This window comes from Pantoea sp. SGAir0430 (assembly GCF_043549295.1).
On record NZ_CP039427.1, the window covers coordinates 2,815,089 to 2,831,300 of the forward strand.

13 protein-coding genes, 1 tRNA gene and 1 riboswitch are annotated in these 16,212 nt (G+C 58.6%); of the genes, 1 reads left to right on the plus strand and 13 read right to left on the minus strand.

The features are described from left to right. Positions 1 to 3: 3 nt before the first annotated feature. The 6 genes from dppB to E7738_RS13350 all read right to left on the minus strand — a co-directional run bounded on the left by dppB (position 4) and on the right by E7738_RS13350 (position 6,971). Positions 4 to 1,023 (minus strand): dipeptide ABC transporter permease DppB, encoded by a 1,020-nt coding sequence (dppB, locus tag E7738_RS13325; RefSeq protein ID WP_021507021.1) that lies wholly within the window; start codon positions 1,021 to 1,023, stop codon positions 4 to 6. 245 nt (positions 1,024 to 1,268) lie between these two features. Next, the gene (gene dppA / locus E7738_RS13330; protein WP_058758078.1) at positions 1,269 to 2,879 is read right to left on the minus strand and encodes a dipeptide ABC transporter periplasmic-binding protein DppA; all 1,611 of its coding nucleotides are present in this window, start codon (positions 2,877 to 2,879) and stop codon (positions 1,269 to 1,271) included. 937 nt (positions 2,880 to 3,816) lie between these two features. Next, positions 3,817 to 3,893 (minus strand) — tRNA-Pro (locus tag E7738_RS13335). Positions 3,894 to 4,017: 124 nt separating this feature from the next. Continuing rightward, positions 4,018 to 5,712, minus strand: coding sequence for a kdo(2)-lipid A phosphoethanolamine 7''-transferase (gene eptB, locus E7738_RS13340; RefSeq protein ID WP_104094238.1), 1,695 nt, complete (start codon positions 5,710 to 5,712; stop codon positions 4,018 to 4,020). Between the two features lie 269 nt (positions 5,713 to 5,981). Then, positions 5,982 to 6,410, minus strand: coding sequence for an organic hydroperoxide resistance protein (locus E7738_RS13345; protein ID WP_021507024.1), 429 nt, complete (start codon positions 6,408 to 6,410; stop codon positions 5,982 to 5,984). Positions 6,411 to 6,506: 96 nt separating this feature from the next. Beyond that, entirely contained in the window at positions 6,507 to 6,971 is a 465-nt protein-coding gene (locus E7738_RS13350) for a MarR family winged helix-turn-helix transcriptional regulator (protein ID WP_010616544.1), read from the minus strand. A gap of 60 nt (positions 6,972 to 7,031) precedes the next feature. Between E7738_RS13350 and E7738_RS13355 the strand changes: the two genes are divergently transcribed. Further along, entirely contained in the window at positions 7,032 to 7,625 is a 594-nt protein-coding gene (locus E7738_RS13355) for an HD domain-containing protein (protein WP_021507025.1), read from the plus strand. Between the two features lie 46 nt (positions 7,626 to 7,671). Here the strand turns inward: E7738_RS13355 and E7738_RS13360 are convergent, their stop codons facing one another. The 7 genes from E7738_RS13360 to E7738_RS13390 all read right to left on the minus strand — a co-directional run bounded on the left by E7738_RS13360 (position 7,672) and on the right by E7738_RS13390 (position 15,925). Further along, positions 7,672 to 7,968 (minus strand): HTH-type transcriptional regulator, encoded by a 297-nt coding sequence (locus tag E7738_RS13360; RefSeq protein WP_021507026.1) that lies wholly within the window; start codon positions 7,966 to 7,968, stop codon positions 7,672 to 7,674. A gap of 265 nt (positions 7,969 to 8,233) precedes the next feature. Beyond that, complete coding sequence (gene uca, locus E7738_RS13365; protein WP_394515706.1) at positions 8,234 to 11,833, minus strand: urea carboxylase; 3,600 nt, start codon at positions 11,831 to 11,833, stop codon at positions 8,234 to 8,236. Between the two features lie 80 nt (positions 11,834 to 11,913). Then, entirely contained in the window at positions 11,914 to 12,549 is a 636-nt protein-coding gene (locus E7738_RS13370; RefSeq protein ID WP_021507029.1) for an urea amidolyase associated protein UAAP2, read from the minus strand. Further along, the gene (locus tag E7738_RS13375; RefSeq protein ID WP_394515707.1) at positions 12,549 to 13,256 is read right to left on the minus strand and encodes an urea amidolyase associated protein UAAP1; all 708 of its coding nucleotides are present in this window, start codon (positions 13,254 to 13,256) and stop codon (positions 12,549 to 12,551) included. The genes E7738_RS13370 and E7738_RS13375 overlap by 1 nt, the downstream gene beginning before the upstream one ends. 11 nt (positions 13,257 to 13,267) lie before the next feature. Then, positions 13,268 to 14,029, minus strand: a complete 762-nt coding sequence (locus E7738_RS13380) for an ABC transporter ATP-binding protein (RefSeq protein ID WP_058758072.1) — start codon at positions 14,027 to 14,029, stop codon at positions 13,268 to 13,270. 10 nt (positions 14,030 to 14,039) lie between these two features. Continuing rightward, entirely contained in the window at positions 14,040 to 14,852 is an 813-nt protein-coding gene (locus E7738_RS13385) for an ABC transporter permease (RefSeq protein WP_058771035.1), read from the minus strand. Positions 14,853 to 14,866: 14 nt separating this feature from the next. Further along, positions 14,867 to 15,925 carry a putative urea ABC transporter substrate-binding protein gene (locus tag E7738_RS13390; RefSeq protein WP_058758070.1) on the minus strand — a complete coding sequence of 353 codons (1,059 nt, stop codon included), beginning with the start codon at positions 15,923 to 15,925 and terminating at the stop codon, positions 14,867 to 14,869. 63 nt (positions 15,926 to 15,988) lie between these two features. Then, positions 15,989 to 16,083: riboswitch (guanidine-I (ykkC/yxkD leader) on the minus strand. Between the last annotated feature and the right edge of the window lie 129 nt (positions 16,084 to 16,212).

Here is a 16,212-nt window from a genome sequence, read left to right on the forward strand (position 1 = left end):
CCCTTATTTCTTATGACGGATGCGCGGATTCACCACGCCGTACAACAGATCAACCAGCAGGTTGACCAGAATGATCAGGATTGCCACCAGCAGCACGCCGCCCTGCACCACCGGATAATCACGGCGCTGCAGTGCTTCGATCAGCCAGCGGCCGAGTCCCGGCCAGGAGAAGATGGTTTCGGTGAGGATGGCGCCCGCCAGCAGCGTGCCCACCTGCAGACCGATCACCGTGACCACCGGCAGCATGGCGTTACGCAGCGCATGCACCACGATCACGCGCATGCGCGTCAGGCCTTTGGCGCGCGCGGTGCGGATGTAATCTTCACCCAGCACTTCCAGCATCGAAGAGCGCGTCATACGCACAATCACCGCCAGCGGAATGGTGCCCAGCACGATGGCCGGCAGGATCATGTGCATCACCGCATCTTTGAAGTCGCCCTCTTCGCCCCACAGCAGCGTATCAATCAGCATAAAGCCGGTGAGCGGATGGCTGTCGTCAAGGAAGATGGTGTCGCTGACGCGGCCAGAGACCGGCGTCAGGTTGAGCTGCACCGACACCAGCATGATCAGCATGATGCCCCACCAGAAGATCGGCATTGAGTAGCCGGTCAGCGAGATGCCCACGGCGGTGTGATCGAAAATTGAGCCGCGTTTCACCGCCGCCAGCACGCCGACCGGAATACCCACGGCAACGGCGAAGATCATGGCGCAAATGCCCAGCTCAAGCGTGGCTTTAAAGCGCGGCACGAACTCATCCCACACCGGGATGCGGCTTTTCAGCGAGATGCCGAGGTCGCCATGCAGCACGCCGTTGATGTAAGTGATGTACTGTTTCCACATCGGCTGATCGAGACCAAACTGGGCCATCAGCTGCGCATGACGTTCGGGGGAGATGCCGCGTTCACCGGCCATGATCAGCACCGGGTCGCCGGGGATCAGGTGAACGAAGGCAAAGGTCAATAATGTAATACCGATGAACGTCGGGATGACAAGGCCCAGACGTCGGAGTATGAATTGCAGCATAAGCCGGATTCTCAGTCATTTTCCGTGGCGCTAACGCCATGGACTACATTGCTCACAATCCGCAGCCGGCATAGCCGGACGCGACGCAAGAAGCGCTTCAAAATCCCCGTCATACTTCACGCTGCATCAGCGCAAGGTATTGAGGGTTTATAAGAAATTAGCCGGAAATAAAGTGCGGAGTACGGGCGGCGAAGGTGCCGCCCGAGGGCCAGCCATGCTGGCCCTGACCGCGATAATCCGAAAGGTTATTCCTGGATGTCGACGTTTTCGAAGTGATGTTTACCTAATGGATCAACCACATAGCCACTCACTTTCTTGCTCACTGGCTCGTACACGGTTGAGTGCGCGATGATCAGTGCTGGCGCCTGGTCGTGCATCACCACCTGCGCCTGCTTATAGAGCTCAATACGTTTGTTGTGATCGGCTTCAGCACGCGCTGGCTGAATCAGATCTTCAAACGGCTTGTAGCACCAGCGTGAGTAGTTGGAACCGTCTTTCGCTGCCGCGCAGCTGAACAGGGTGGCGAAGAAGTTATCCGGATCCCCGTTATCACCGGTCCAGCCCATCATCACGGTCTGGTGTTCACCGGCTTTAGCACGCTTCAGGTACTCGCCCCACTCGAAGGTAACGATTTTGGCTTTCACGCCGATTTTCGCCCAGTCAGCCTGAACCATTTCCGCCATGCGACGGGCGTTCGGGTTGTACGGACGCTGTACCGGCATCGCCCACAGGTCAATGCTGAAGCCATCCGGCATGCCCGCTTCTTTCAGCAGCTCTTTGGCTTTGGCCGGATCGTAAGCGTAGTCTTTGACGTCATTGTTGTAGCCCCACATGGTTGGTGGGATCAGGTTTTTCGCTGCCTGACCGGCGCCCTGATAGACCGCATCAATGATCGCTTGTTTGTTCACCGCCATGGTCAGTGCCTGACGCACTTTGACGTTATCCAGCGGTTTTTTCTCGGTGTTGAAAGACAGGTAACCGACGTTCAGCCCTGGCTGTTCCATCAGGTTGATTTTGGTGTCTTTCTTCATGCTGGCGATATCAGCCGGGTTGGGATACGGCATCACCTGACACTCGCCTTTCTGCAGTTTGGCGTAGCGCACCGAAGCATCTGGCGTGATGGAGAATACCAGACGATCGATTTTTGGCTTGGTGCCCCAGAAGTCCGGGTTGGCTTTGTACAGAATACGTGAGTCTTTCTGGTACTGCTGCAGCACGAACGGACCGGTACCCACCGGGTTGAGGTCCAGTTTTTCTGGCGTGCCGGCTTTCAGCATGTTGTCGGCGTACTCTTTCGACAGGATTGACGCGAAGTCCATGCCAAGGTCGGCGAGGAATGGCGCTTCCGGACGGGTCAGCGTGAAGCGTACGGTGTAGTCATCCACTTTTTCGATTTTGGCGATCAGCTTCGGCATGTCCATGCCTTCGAAGTATTCGTAGCTGCCGCCGGAGACACCGTGGTACTTGTTGTTTTTATCGAGCTGGCGCTCGAAGGAGAACACGACGTCATCAGCGTTGAAGGTGCGGGTCGGCTTGAAGTCTTTGGTGGTTTGCCACTTCACGCCCTGACGCAGATGGAAGGTATAGGTTTTACCATCTTCGCTGACGTCCCATTTTTCTGCCAGGCCCGGCTGCAGCTCGGTGGTACCGGTTTTGAACTCAACCAGACGGTTGTAGATCGGTACTGAGCTGGCATCGTAAGTGGTGCCGGATGTGAACAGCTGCGGGTTGAAGCCTTCCGGCGAACCTTCTGAACAGTAAACGAGGGTTTTCGCCTGAACGCCCGCGGCCACGGTCATAGCAATCAGGCTAAGACCGACCTTCAGCATCCTGGATTTGGCCAGGGAGTTGATCATGTTTTGCTCCATTGTGATGTGATGTTGTGTGCGTCGCCCGACCTCTGATTTTTTTATGCGGTTCGGGCAGGTCAGTTATGTAATGACCAAAATGCGAGCGGTTATTGTTGTAGCGCTGACGCCGTGGAACCTGCCAGCGCTGGCCGTCTCTGCATCTTATTGACGCATCAATTTGTCAACAGTTGCAATGAACGTCAATACAACGTGGGGTTATTTACACAGAGTGTGAGTAAGTGCAAGCAACGATAAAAAACAGTGTTTGCACGCTAAGCCAAAATTTAAAAAGGTGATAAAGCGCGCAATGCCGTGTGATTCTCTGGCAATAGCGCCTGATGACAGTGATTATCACCGTTAAAAAACGTCTTAAAGTTGTCGGTAAATGTTGAATATCTGAACGATTCCCCGTGCGTTATGACGTTCAGGCAGCGAAATATGCTGGCGTAATGGCATAAGAAATCAGCAAAAAGCAAAAGCCGGTCATAAGCAGAATGTGTCGCGAATTAAGAGAGGTGCTTTGATGCAGCAAGGGATGAAGAGCGGTGTTGAAGGATAATACGGTTTATCCCGGTGATGATTAATGGAACGCGTAAATTGATGACTTTGCTTGATCGCTGCCGGGATGTGAGTCTGGTTCAGGGAAGGTCATCCGGTCGCCATGAATGGCGCCCCTACAGGATTATGCACTTTTGTAGGGTGCGTATTCATACGCACCAGGAAGATGTGCACGGCAGCCAGTAAACCTTCAGTCATCACCGAAGCCGGATAAAGGGTGGAATGCGGGGCCGTGGAGTAAAGCGTCACACGCCATGGATGGCGTGTGCCGAGCGATCAGGGACGAGACAGCGTCTTTACGGAGCGGTCCCGTATTTCACCCTGAAACTGCAAAAACGACAGACGAAAAAAAACCTGCTTTTTGCAAAGCAGGTTTCTTAAATGATGGTCGGCGAGAGAGGATTCGAACCTCCGACCCACTGGTCCCAAACCAGTTGCGCTACCAAGCTGCGCTACTCGCCGATGGGGGCGAATATTACTGCCGTGACTTTAGAGCGTCAATCCCTTTTCCCGAAAATCCGCCTGATTGCCTGGAAAGCAAGCAGTGCCTTAAACACCTGCCTGCTCAATAAGATCCAGGCACGAATTACAGCGCTTTCGCACTGCTGGCAGTGGCAGGTGCCTGGCACCAGTTATTCGCTGCTTTAATACCGCCATCCGGCGAGGTATAACCCAGACACCCTAAAATGGTGTCGAACAACTCAACGTGACGATGGGTTTTGCCGACGCGCTGCTGCGCCTGTAACCGCTCAAAGTTGCTGCGGTTAGTCGGGTCCTGCAAATACTTATCAGACGCCCACACAATCATCGGCACGCGGAACTGCTCCGGCGGCGCCATCTCGCGCGGCGTACCGTGCAGGTGCATATTTTCGCTGATCGACTCGCCGTGGTCGGCGGCATAGAACACAATCGCCTTCTTATCACGCAGCTGATCCAGCACGCTGTCCAGCATGGTATCGACATACAGAATCGAGTTGTCGTAGGCATTGATCAGCTGGGCTTTGCTGCACTTATCGTCCACGCCAATACATTCAGGCTGATAACGGGCAAACTCGCGCGGATAACGCTGTGAATAAAGATAGTGCGAACCTTTCGTGTGCAACACCACCAGATGCTTACCTTTCGGGAAGCGCTGCAGCGAAGCCTGCAGCTCCGGCACCAGCAGCATATCGTCCACCGCTTTGCCCTGATTGCGCTTCTCAGAACCAATCTGCTCGCGGAACGAGAAGTTATTCACATCAGCGTTGTCGTAGAACCATACTTCGCTCTGCATGGCGAACAGCTCGGAGGTGAAGCCCAGCTCTTTCATCACCGCAAAAATGTTCTGCTCTTTCAGCGTACGGCCAGGGTTATCCATGGTGCCGCCCTCGCGCACAAACATGCAGCGCAGCGACAGCTTGGTGGCGGTATCACAGGATTCACCGCGGAATGCCACCAGATTCTTCTCTTTCGACAGCTTCGGCGTGGTATCGCGGTTGTAGCCCAGCATGCCCATGTGATCCCAGCGCGTGGTCTCGCCAATCACAAACACTACATAGGTATCGTCAATGCCAGGCGGCGCCACATAGGTAAACTTCTTAGCCGGATCGAGCAACTCCTGGCTGTCCAGCTTCTCGTCCACCTTAGTCCAGGCGAACAGGCCCAGCGCCGCGATCCAGTTCGAAGGCAGATAAGAGTGCGCCACTACGCCGCCATAGCTTGGCAGATCGATATTGGTGAGCTCTTCATTGGCTTTTTGCAGCTTGTCGAAGTAGCGAATCGGCAGCCATACCAGCGCCACGCTCAGCAGCAGGATCACTGTAGGTTTCAGGCGCTGACCGGGGGTTTTCAGCTGTTCAATCAGCGTCAGGCTCAGGTTATTGCGCCAGATCAGCAGCAGCGGCAGTGCGCTCACCAGCACCATCCACAGCACAAAGTGCAGCCCGATAACCTCTTTAGAGAGATCGACATCGGTGGTCATGACCGACGCCACGATGCCGTAACCGATCACCACGTTAAAGAACGCCATGTAATAGGCGGCGGCCACCGAAATCACCACCAGCAGGCTGGCGATCACGCGATAAAACCATTTGCCACCCAGCGACAGCAGTCGCATCAGGAAGAAGGTCAGCAGTACGGCCGCGGTCACTTCCGCCGCGGCGGATAACCAGTTGGTGACGGTGGATTTCGTTAAGAAGCCGTCAAAACGGCGATAAAAGATTGGCAAATTCAATAAGATGCCAAGATAGAGCGCCAGCAAAAGCGACAACTTTTGCTGCGTTAAACTTTTAATATAATTCATATAAATTTCTGTTCCCGACCTGGTGTCGATGCTTCAACCGTAAATGTGACTGTGCAAAGAGCGTAAGGTTCGCTTGCGTAGCAGAAAAGCGTGACCTGGCGAGTAGGATCGGGACGAATCTGAACCCAAATAATTACGATGATGCACGGAGCGCAGCAGTAGAACATTTAACCAATGGTAAGACCAGAAAATTCTTTAGTTCGATGGGATGCGGGATGGTGTTCGTGATAAAAAAGGCTCCCGCAGGAGCCTTTTATGCATGCATCAACTTAGTTGATGATATTCAGCGTCACGTCGATGTTGCCGCGCGTCGCGTTTGAGTACGGACAAACAATGTGTGCCGCATCAACCAGCTTCTGCGCTTCCGCCGCGTCCATCTCTGGCAGATGGATATTCAGTTTTGCTTCAATGCCAAAACCGGTGGGGATAGGGCCAATCCCTACTTCGCCCTCAATCCACGCGTCTTTTGGCATGGCGATTTTGTCGCGGCCGGCGACAAATTTCATCGCGCCGAGGAAGCAGGCAGAGTAGCCGGCAGCAAACAGCTGCTCCGGGTTTGTCACCTCGCCGCCCGCGCCGCCCATCTCTTTTGGCACGCCCAGCTTCACGTCCAGCACGTTATCAGACGAGGTGGCGCGGCCATCGCGGCCACCGGTTGCTTTGGCTTTGGCGGTGTAAATCACTTTTTCTAAAGACATCATAACCTCACTATTCGCTATATAATCGCGTGCTATTTATAAGGCACAGGGGAAAACTTCACTCTCAGGATGCCGCCGCAGCGACATCCCTGATGCTCAGGTGGCGCGATTCAGGTTGCCGCGCAGATCGTCCAGCTGCTGTTTCAGCGCCGCCATGGTGTCGGTATCGCAGGCGGTCGCGCACTGTACCGCTTCCGGAATGCTGGCGGCTTTTTCCTGCAGCGCGCGTCCCTGGTCGGTCAGCGTGACCACGACCTGGCGCTCATCCTGACGCGAACGCTGGCGGCGCAGCAAACCAGCGCTCTCCAGTCGTTTCAGCAGTGGCGTCAGGGTGGCCGAATCGAGAAACAGCTTTTCACCAATCTCCGATACCGTCAGATCATCCTGATGCCACAGCACCAGCATCACCAGATATTGCGGATAGGTGATCTCCAGCGCCGCCAGCAGCTGGCGATAGACTTTATGCATCGCCAGGTTCGCCGAATAGAGCGCGAAACACAGATGCTGATCAAGCTGGAGTGGCGCAGGCTTCACTTTTTTGTCATCTTGATTACTGTTCATGCGACTCAATATAGATAGCGCGCTAGATAATTGCAAGCAACTTTTTCCTGGAGTGTGAAGATGCGTGATTCACTGGAAGAGCAGGCGCGCCGTTATGCCACGCAGGCACATGCCGATGCGGGCCAGCGTCGCAAATACACCGACGAACCCTATATTGTGCATCCGGCTGCCGTCGCGGAGCTGGTACGCAGCGTCAGCGATGACGAAGCGATGATCGCTGCCGCCTGGCTGCACGACACGGTGGAGGACACCGCCAGTACTTTACAGGATATTGAAGAACACTTTGGTGCGCGCGTTGCCCACCTGGTGGACATGCTTACCGACAGCGCCCAGCCGCAGGCGAAAAATCGTACCGCCCGTAAGCTGGCACACTTTCGCCACACTGCCGAAGCCTCGCCCGAGGCGCAAACCATCAAGCTGGCCGATATCATCGATAACACCCGTGCCATCGTGCAGTTCGATCCCAACTTTGCCCGGGTTTACCTGGTCGAGAAACAGATTCAGATTCAGCTGTTACAGCAGGGCGATCGGCGTTTGTGGCAGCAGGCGAATCACATCATTGAACAGGGCATCGCGCAGCTGGCAAAACCGCCGTACAGCGTGCCGGAGAGCTGGTTTGTCAAACAGGCGGCAAAATACGGTGGCTTAAGCTGAAAAAAACCCGCCGTGCAGGCGGGTCACAGAGAACCGATAGTCGGCGTTATTCCAGCAGCTGTCGGCCCAGATACGGATTGGCCTGCAGCAGTTTCATCAGTTTGCGAGCCGTGGCGGATGGGCGCGTACGTTGCGCTTCCCAGCTTTTTACTGACGAGACGCTCACCCCCATCACGCGGGCGAATTCATCCACCTGCATGCCGGTCATCTCGCGTAAACGCTGCGGTTCGGGAACGGAAACGGTATTGAGTGCAATTTCTGATACGGGAGTCTGTGCATCACGTGTCAAAACAATTTGCTCAAGACTGCTGAGTAATTCGACCATTGGATCTTTTATTTCCATAGAGAACTCCTTAAAACTCACTATGAAGCACGTGAAAGTAGAGAGGTAAGCGCCACCAGGCGCTGAAACCGGCCTTATCAGGCTGTATCCCGAAACAGTTTTCCCTTATCAGGGCGAAAATAGTGTTTTAATGAAACCGTTACGGGACACAGCCTGTTGCACACTGCGAAAAGATGTCAGGGCAATGCAACATTGAACCGGGTCTCTAAGTATGGGTCAGATCCCCGGCTTTGCTGCCTGTTTCCTGATTATTTTTTCTTCTTTCTTATACTGCAAACGGATCGATCACCATAAGTAACTGACCCGCCTGCACTTGCTGCCCGGCCTGGCGTTGCAGGCTGTGGATTTTGCCACTGACCGGCGCCACGATCGGGATTTCCATCTTCATGGATTCGAGAATGCCTACCGTGGCACCCGCGGTTACGTCACTACCTTCCTCCACCAGCCATTGCCACACGCTGCCCGCTACCTGGCTCTCCACGCTGTGGCAGCCCGCCGGCACCACCACTTCCTCGCTGCTCTGCGCCTGCAGCTGGCTGTCGAAGGTGAACTGGCCATCGGCGCGCCAGCGTGCCAGCTCGGCGTCAAACGCCTGCTGACGCTGCTGCTGGAACGCGTCGATCTCCCTCGCCTGGGCAGTCAGCAGCGCCTGATACTCGGCGAGCCGGAACTCACCGGCTTCCACGCGCAGCGGATAATCGCCCCACGGGAAACGTTCGCGGATTTGCAGCAGTTCGTCGGCACTGACCGGATAAAAACGGATTTGGTCGAAGAAGCGCAGCAGCCACGGCTGGGTAAAGGCGCTGGTGCGGCGATCGCGATTCCACATCTGCAGCGTACGTCCGACGAACTGATAGCCACCCGGCCCTTCCATGCCATACACGCACAGATACGCGCCGCCGATGCCCACCGAGTTTTCCGCCGTCCAGGTGCGCGCCGGATTGTATTTGGTGGTCACCAGGCGGTGACGCGGATCGAGTGGCGTTGCCACCGGCGCGCCGAGATAGACATCGCCCAGCCCCATCACCAGATACGAGGCGCTGAACACAATCTGTTTCACCGCCTCCACGCTATCGAGCCCGTTGATGCGCCGGATAAACTCAATGTTGCTCGGGCACCAGGGCGCATTCGGACGCACCGACTGGCTATAGCGTGTTACGGCTTCACGGCAGGCGGCATCATCCCAGCTGAGCGGCAGCCACACGGTGCGCGACGGCACAGCCGCGTCGGCAAGGTCGCCCAGCAGATTATCAGCGTGCAAAATTTGCGCCAACAGCTCACTTCTTGCGCACTGCTGCGCATCATAATGCACCTGTAACGAGCGGATGCCGGGCGTCAGCTCCAGCTGACCCGCCAGCGGATGCGCCTCCAGCCACTGCATCAGGGCGTGAACGCGGAAACGTAGCGCAATGTCCAGCGTCAGCGCGCCATACTCCACCAGCAGAAAACGGTCACCCGCGGCGCGCACGCACAGTGCAGGCCGCCCGGCGGTTGCTGCATGCTGGTGCAAGATCGGATCAATCAGCGGCAGTGCTGGCGCCACGCGCACCGCTTCCGCTTGCAGATGCGCGATCTCGCTGCGCTGCGCCTGCGCCAGACGATCGGCATCAGCAAGAGCGATCGGCACAAAGCGCAGTCGATCGCCCGCTTTGAGCTGACCCAGCTTCCACAGATCGGCGTCGATCACCGTCGCCGGACAGACAAAGCCGCCCAGCGAAGGGCCGTCCGGACCAAGAATCACCGGCATATCACCGGTAAAATCCACCGTGCCAAAGGCATAGGCGTTGTCGTGAATATTGGACGGATGCATGCCCGCCTCGCCGCCGTCGCTGCGCGCCCAGTCAGGTTTCGGGCCGATCAGCCGAATCCCGGTGCGGCTGGAGTTGTAGTGCACCTGCCACTCGGCAGCGAAAAATTCGCTTATATCGTCATCGGTAAAAAAGGCGGGCGCGCCGTGCGGACCATAAATAACGCGCAGCTGCCATTCACCGTTAAGCGGCGGCAGCAGCGTCTCAGGCAGGCGCGCCGCCGCAGCCTGACGCGGCGCGGCCAGCTGCAGCACGTCGCCGGCGCGCAGCGCCCGCCCGGCGTGACCGCCAAACTTACCCAGCGTAAAGGTACTGCGGCTGCCCAGATAGCGCGGCGTATCCAGCCCGCCCGCCAGCAGCAGATAGCTGCGGCAGCCGTCGCGCACGTCGCCCAGCGTCAGGGTTTGCCCGGCCTGCGCATGCAGCACCTGATGCATCGCCAGCGGCTGGCTGTCGAGGGTGGCCGCCAGCGGCGCGCCGCTCAGCACAAAGCTGCATGCCTGATTAAAGCGCAGCGTCGGGCCGCGCAACGTGATTTCCAGCCCGGCCGCCTGGGCCTCGTTACCCAGCAGGCGATTGCCGAGCTGGAAGGCGCGGCTGTCGAACGGCCCGGAAGGCGGTACGCCGACGTGCCAGTAGCCGACGCGGCCCGGCGCATCCTGCACCGTGGTGAGAGTGCCGCCGCTGAGGATATCCAGCGTCGGCGGCTGCCACGCCACGCTGCCGAGCGTGGCGGTAATGATGCGTCCCTGCTGCACGTCCGGCAGCGTACAGAGCTGACGCAGCCAGCGCAGGTTGGTCTCGATGCCATACAGCTCACTCTGCGCCAGCGCCGCGATCATGCCATCAAGCGCGCGCTGGCGATCGGCCGCATGCACGAGGATCTTCGCCAGCATCGGATCGTAAAACGGTGAAACCTCCATGCCGCTCTCAACGCTACTATCGATGCGCAGCGTAGCGTGATCGAGCGCCGTCGGGAACTGCACGTGGCTGAGCAGTCCGGCGCTCGGCTGAAACTGCTTCGCCGGATCCTCAGCGTACAGCCGCACCTGAATGGCATGGCCCTGCGCCACCGGTTGCAGCGTCGCCAGCGGCGGCAAACGCTGCTGCGCCAGTTCGACCATCCAGCGCACCAAGTCTACGCCGTACACCAGTTCAGTGACGCCATGCTCGACCTGCAGGCGGGTATTCACCTCCAGGAACCAGAATTGCTGGCTGACCTCATCATAGACATACTCCACCGTGCCAGCGCTGCGATAGTTAACCGCGCGCGCCAGCCGTACGGCGGTGGCCTGCAACTGCGCGCGCACCGCATCGCTGAGCCGCGGCGCGGGCGTCTCCTCCAGCACCTTCTGATTACGGCGCTGCGCCGAGCAGTCGCGTTCGCCCAGCGCAATCACGTTGCCGTGGCCATCGCCAAAAATCTGTACTTCGATATGGCGCGCCCGGGCGATAAATTTCTCTAAAAACACGCCATCGTCGGCGAAGTTGTTACCTGCCAGACGCTTCACGCGGATAAAGGCTTCCTCCAGCTCGTCCGCGCTGTTGCAGCGCTGCATCCCGATACCGCCACCGCCGGCGGTGCTTTTCAGCATCACCGGATAGCCAATCTGTTGCGCGGCGGCCTGTGCCTGCTGCAGGGAGGTCAGCAGGCCGCTGCCCGGCAGCAGTGGCACCGCGTTCTGCTGCGCCAGCTCACGCGCGCGATGTTTCAGGCCAAACGCCCGCATCTGCGCCGCATCCGGCCCGAGAAAATGCAGGCCCGCCGCTTCGCAGCGCGTGACGAACTCCGGTTTTTCACTGAGAAAGCCATAGCCCGGATGCAGCGCCTGCGCGCCGCTCTGCGCGGCAATCGCCAGCAGTTTGTCCTGGTTGAGATAGGTGTCGCGCACCTGGCCCTCGCCCAGCGACCAGGCTTCATCGGCCAGCCGCACGTGGCGCGCATGGCGATCGGCTTCGGCATAGACGGCAATCGCCCGGATATTCATGGCCTGCAGGGTACGGATGATGCGCACGGCAATCGCGCCACGGTTGGCAATCAATACGCGATCAATCATGACTGAATACTCTTATTGCGGCAGGTCGTCCTGCACCAGCTGTGACGGCGTAAAACGGGTCGTCCCGTTGCGTCAGAGAATCACCACACGCTGACGGCAATCGGCGTCGGGTTGTAACCGTTACAGGGATTGTTGAGCTGCGGACAGTTGGAGATCAGCACCAGAATGTTCATCTGCGCCACCATCTCAACATACTTACCCGGCGCGGAGATGCCATCGGCAAATGTCAGGCCGCCGTCGTGGGTCACCGGCACATTCATAAAGAAGTTAATGTTGTGCGTGATATCGCGGCGCGTCAGGCCAGACTCCGGATGCGCGGCGACCGCCAGCATCCAGCTGTCACGACAGGAGTGCATGTGGCGCTTTTCGAGGTCATAACGCACCGTATTACTCTCGCACGAGCAGGCGCCGCCGAGCGTATCGTGACGGCCACAGGTATCGGCGGTGATGGTCAGCATCGGCCGATCAAGATTAGAACGCAGCACGCTGCCGGCCGTGAGAAACACGTTGTGCTGGCCGCGCAGCGTCTCGCTCATGCTGTAGCGCTCGGCGGTATCGTCGGCGTTGAAAAACAGCGTATCCGCCGCCTGATTGCCTTCCAGATCGGTAATGCGCAGCGTTTCTCCAGCGGCAATGCGCTGCAGCCAGTAATCACCGGCGTCGATCTGCTGCTGCAGACGCGCCTGCGCCGGGTTTCGTTCACTCTCTTTAATCATCACACTTCTCCCTGCAGTTGATAGAGGGCGTTATTGCGCAGGCCGCGCTGGTTTTCCGTGCGCTGCAGACAGATTTCCGGCAGCGGCGCGCGCTGCGCATCCAGCATCAGCTGCAGCGGCTGGCGCGCATAATCGCTCGCCGGGCTGAGCGGGTGCGGACAGGTGTGCAGCAGCACCAGCGTGTCCATGGCGAAACGCAGCCGAACCTGCGCGCCGGCTTCGCCCTGCCGCTCCAGCGTTAAGCGCCCGCTGTCATCGGCGCGTACCTGCGCAAACAGATTGAGGCAGGCCGCCATGTCGCGCTGGCCAAGGCCATATTTCGCCAGCTCGACGAGGAAGCTGTCGTAGCCGTTTTGATGGTGCAGGTTGCGCGCCTGCTGATAGTCGCTGACCCCATAGCGCGCAGCCGTTTGTACCGCGTTCAGCGTGCCGCACACGCTCTCGTGCCAGCCGAAACTGTCGTATTCAATGCCGCAGAAAATGCGCCCCATGTCCGAGTAGAGACAGTGGCCGGCGGTGAGCCGGAAAGTGTGCTGGCACTTGAGCGTATCCGGCGCGTTATAGCGCTCCAGCAGGTTTTCCGGGTTATAAAACAGCAGGCTGGCGCTGGCGCCGCCCTCCACATCGGTCAGCGTCAGCGCGCTGCCGCTGCGCATGACAAAAGACCAGTGCGCCCCGGCGGGCAGCAGGGTTTGGTATGGCTGCATCGTGCTCTCCTTTAAGCCACCTGCGTTGCGGACAGCACTTCAGCGGCGGGCTGAGTGCGATCCAGCGGCAGGTCGTATGTGATAGTGGCGCCCCAGGCTTGCGGCGCGTGCGGATCGTGGCGCAGTTTGTCGAACACCAGCAGGCGTGACGCGAGGCTGAAGCCCTCTTTCAGATCGTGGGTGATCATGAAAATGGTCAGCTGATGCTGCTGCCACAGCTGGGTGATCAGCTGATGCATCTCGCTGCGAATACCGGGATCGAGCGCGCCAAAAGGTTCATCCAGCAGCAGAATGCGCGGCTGTTTCATCAGCGCCTGCGCCAGGGCCAGACGTTGCTGCATGCCGCCCGACAGCTGATGCGGATATTTGCTCTGCGCCTGTTCCAATCCGACCTGCGCCAGCATTGCCTGCGCGCGCTGGCGAATCGCCTGACGTTTGCGTCCCCAGACGCGTCCCAGCCAGCGTGCGCTGCTGAACTCGTCAGCCAGCATCACGTTGCCGAGCACCGTCAGATGCGGAAACACCGAGTAGCGCTGAAACACCACGCCGCGATGGGCATCCGGCTCGTCGGGAATCGGTGCGCCATCCAGCAGCAGCTCGCCTTTGGTCGGCGCTTCGGTGCCGAGCAGCATATTCAGAAACGTGGTTTTGCCGCAGCCGGAGGCGCCGACAATCGCCACGAATTCGCCGCGCTCGACCTGCATATTCAGCCGCTCCAGCACCACCTGATCGCCGTAGTGTTTTTCCAGATTTTTCAGTTGCAGTAAGGGCATCGCGCGCTCCTTATTTGGCGTGATACCACGGCCAGCAGCGTCGGCTGACGAGCCGCAGCAGCAGGTCGAGGGCAAAGGCCAGCAGGGTGATCCACGCCACGTACGGCAGAATCACATCCATGGCCAGATAGCGGCGCATCAGGAAGATGCGGTAACCGAGGCCTTCCGTGGCCGCAATCGCTTCGGCAGCAATCAGGAACAGCCACGCCGAACAGAGCGACAGCCGCACCGCATCGCACAGGCGCGGCATCAGCTGCGGCAGAATCACCCGCCACAGAATCTGCGCGCTATGCGCACCCAGCGTCTGCGCTTTGACCAGCTGCTCCTGCGGGATTTTCTGCACCTGCAGTTGCAGATCGCGGGCGATCAGCGGCGTGATGCCGATAACGATCAACACCACTTTGGAGACTTCGCCAAGGCCAAAGCAGATAAACAGAATCGGCAGAATCGCCAGCGGTGGCACCAGCGCAAACAGCGTCACCAGCGGCGCCAGCACCGCGCGCACCACCGGCAGCGCGCCGGTAAACAGGCCGATTGCCAGCGCCAGCAGCGCGCTGATAGCGACGCCACTCAGCAAACGCAGCAGGCTGGCGGCGGTATCGCTCCACAGCAGATACTCGCCGGTGCGCGGGCTGGGCTGAAACGCCATCCGGCTGATGGCCTCGCCCATGGCGTTGAATCCCGGCAGCAGTTTGTCTGCCGCGTTCAGGCTGAGGCGCGCATCCGACGCGAACAGATACACCAGCAGCACCGCCAGCAGCGGCAGAATGCCAAGCAGCAGGCGGCCGAGCGGCAGCGGTTGGTAGTTGATCAATTTACGCATCGGCAGCGCCTCGCTTACAGCTGACCGGCGGCGGCCAGTTTGGTGAAGGTGTCGGTAAAGCGCAGTTTGATGTTGCCGGCATCGCCCCAGTTACCGGCCGGGGTAGCGACCCCTACCGCATCGGCTCCCGGCGCGCCTTCGCCCAGCAGGCCGTGTTTAAAGGAGAATTCGGCCACCAGCTGCATCGTGGCTTTCAGCTGCGGGCTGTCGACAAAATCCAGCGTGGTTTTGGCATCGCTGAACAGGTGTGTTGCGGCAAGCTGCTGATCAAAACCGGCCAGATCGGTACCGGATGCCTGCGCCATCTGCGTGCGCGCCGCTTTGGCACTGTCGCTTTGTCCGGCCATGCTGTGCAGCGTCTCGTACCAGGCACCGGTCAGCGCTTTGCCGAGCTGAGGATATTTGTTGAGCGTGGCGGTGTTAACTACCAGCAGGTCAAGGATTTCGCCCGGGATCTGCGCCGAGGAGAACACCAGATGGCTGTCCGGCTGCTTCTCTGCTTCCGCCAGCAGCGGATTCCACGTGACGATGGCGTTAACGTCAGCAGTACCAAATGCCGCCACCAGATCGGCATCGGCGGTATTAACCACCCTGACGTCTTTCTCGCTCATGCCGGATTTCTCCAGCGCGCGCGCCAGCAGATAGTGTGAGACCGAGAGTTCGACGAGGTTGATGGGTTTGCCTTTCAGCGCGCTGACGCTGTCCGCGCCTTTAAGCAGAATGCCGTCGTTACCGTTGGAGTAGTCGCCGACAATCAGCGCGGTGCTGTCGACGCCGCCAGTGGCCGGAATGGTCAGCGCATCCATGTTGGTCATGGTGCAGCCGTCAAAGCCACCTGCGGTGTACTGATTGACCGACTCGATATAGTCGTTAACCTGCACAAACTGAATATCGATGCCGTACTTATCGGCCCACTTTTTCACGATGCCGCTTTGCTGGGCGTAATCCCACGGCATCCAGCCAGCGTAGATGGACCAGCAAAGCTTAAAGGATGGTTTAGCGGCGGCCAGCGACGGAACGCTGAACAGGGCGACGCTGCAAATCAGCAGCAGGCGCAGACAGGCTTTAATCATGATGATTCCTCTGGCGTTAACGGACGAAAATCAGGCAGGAGGCGGCGAGCAACGTTCTCGCTTTCCTCCCGGGCTTTTTTCCCGCCGTGTAACCGTCAGAGGACGGTCGGTCACTCTCGGACCAGCATCTCGCGATCGGAACCCTAGTGACCCATTGCAAATTGTGTGGCGACGTCGGTTGCCCGCGATCGCTCCTGCATCTGCCAGAAAGCAGGCAATATCAATGCCAGGTTGCTATCAGCCTGAATTACATGTGTTATTGCACAGCGCTGCGCTCGCAGGCAGGC

Bases quoted from the DNA above. Each gene is read 5' to 3' on its own strand.
- E7738_RS13385 (WP_058771035.1), bottom strand. From the start codon at position 14,852: ATGCGTAAATTGATCAACTACCAACCGCTGCCGCTCGGCCGCCTGCTG.
- E7738_RS13345 (WP_021507024.1), bottom strand. From the start codon at position 6,410: ATGTCTTTAGAAAAAGTGATTTACACCGCCAAAGCCAAAGCAACCGGT.
- E7738_RS13370 (WP_021507029.1), bottom strand. From the start codon at position 12,549: ATGATTAAAGAGAGTGAACGAAACCCGGCGCAGGCGCGTCTGCAGCAG.
- E7738_RS13380 (WP_058758072.1), bottom strand. From the start codon at position 14,029: ATGCCCTTACTGCAACTGAAAAATCTGGAAAAACACTACGGCGATCAG.
- E7738_RS13360 (WP_021507026.1), bottom strand. From the start codon at position 7,968: ATGGAAATAAAAGATCCAATGGTCGAATTACTCAGCAGTCTTGAGCAA.
- E7738_RS13350 (WP_010616544.1), bottom strand. From the start codon at position 6,971: ATGAACAGTAATCAAGATGACAAAAAAGTGAAGCCTGCGCCACTCCAG.
- eptB (WP_104094238.1), bottom strand. From the start codon at position 5,712: ATGAATTATATTAAAAGTTTAACGCAGCAAAAGTTGTCGCTTTTGCTG.
- E7738_RS13355 (WP_021507025.1), top strand. From the start codon at position 7,032: ATGCGTGATTCACTGGAAGAGCAGGCGCGCCGTTATGCCACGCAGGCA.
- E7738_RS13390 (WP_058758070.1), bottom strand. From the start codon at position 15,925: ATGATTAAAGCCTGTCTGCGCCTGCTGCTGATTTGCAGCGTCGCCCTG.
- dppB (WP_021507021.1), bottom strand. From the start codon at position 1,023: ATGCTGCAATTCATACTCCGACGTCTGGGCCTTGTCATCCCGACGTTC.
- E7738_RS13375 (WP_394515707.1), bottom strand. From the start codon at position 13,256: ATGCAGCCATACCAAACCCTGCTGCCCGCCGGGGCGCACTGGTCTTTT.
- uca (WP_394515706.1), bottom strand. From the start codon at position 11,833: ATGATTGATCGCGTATTGATTGCCAACCGTGGCGCGATTGCCGTGCGC.
- dppA (WP_058758078.1), bottom strand. From the start codon at position 2,879: ATGATCAACTCCCTGGCCAAATCCAGGATGCTGAAGGTCGGTCTTAGC.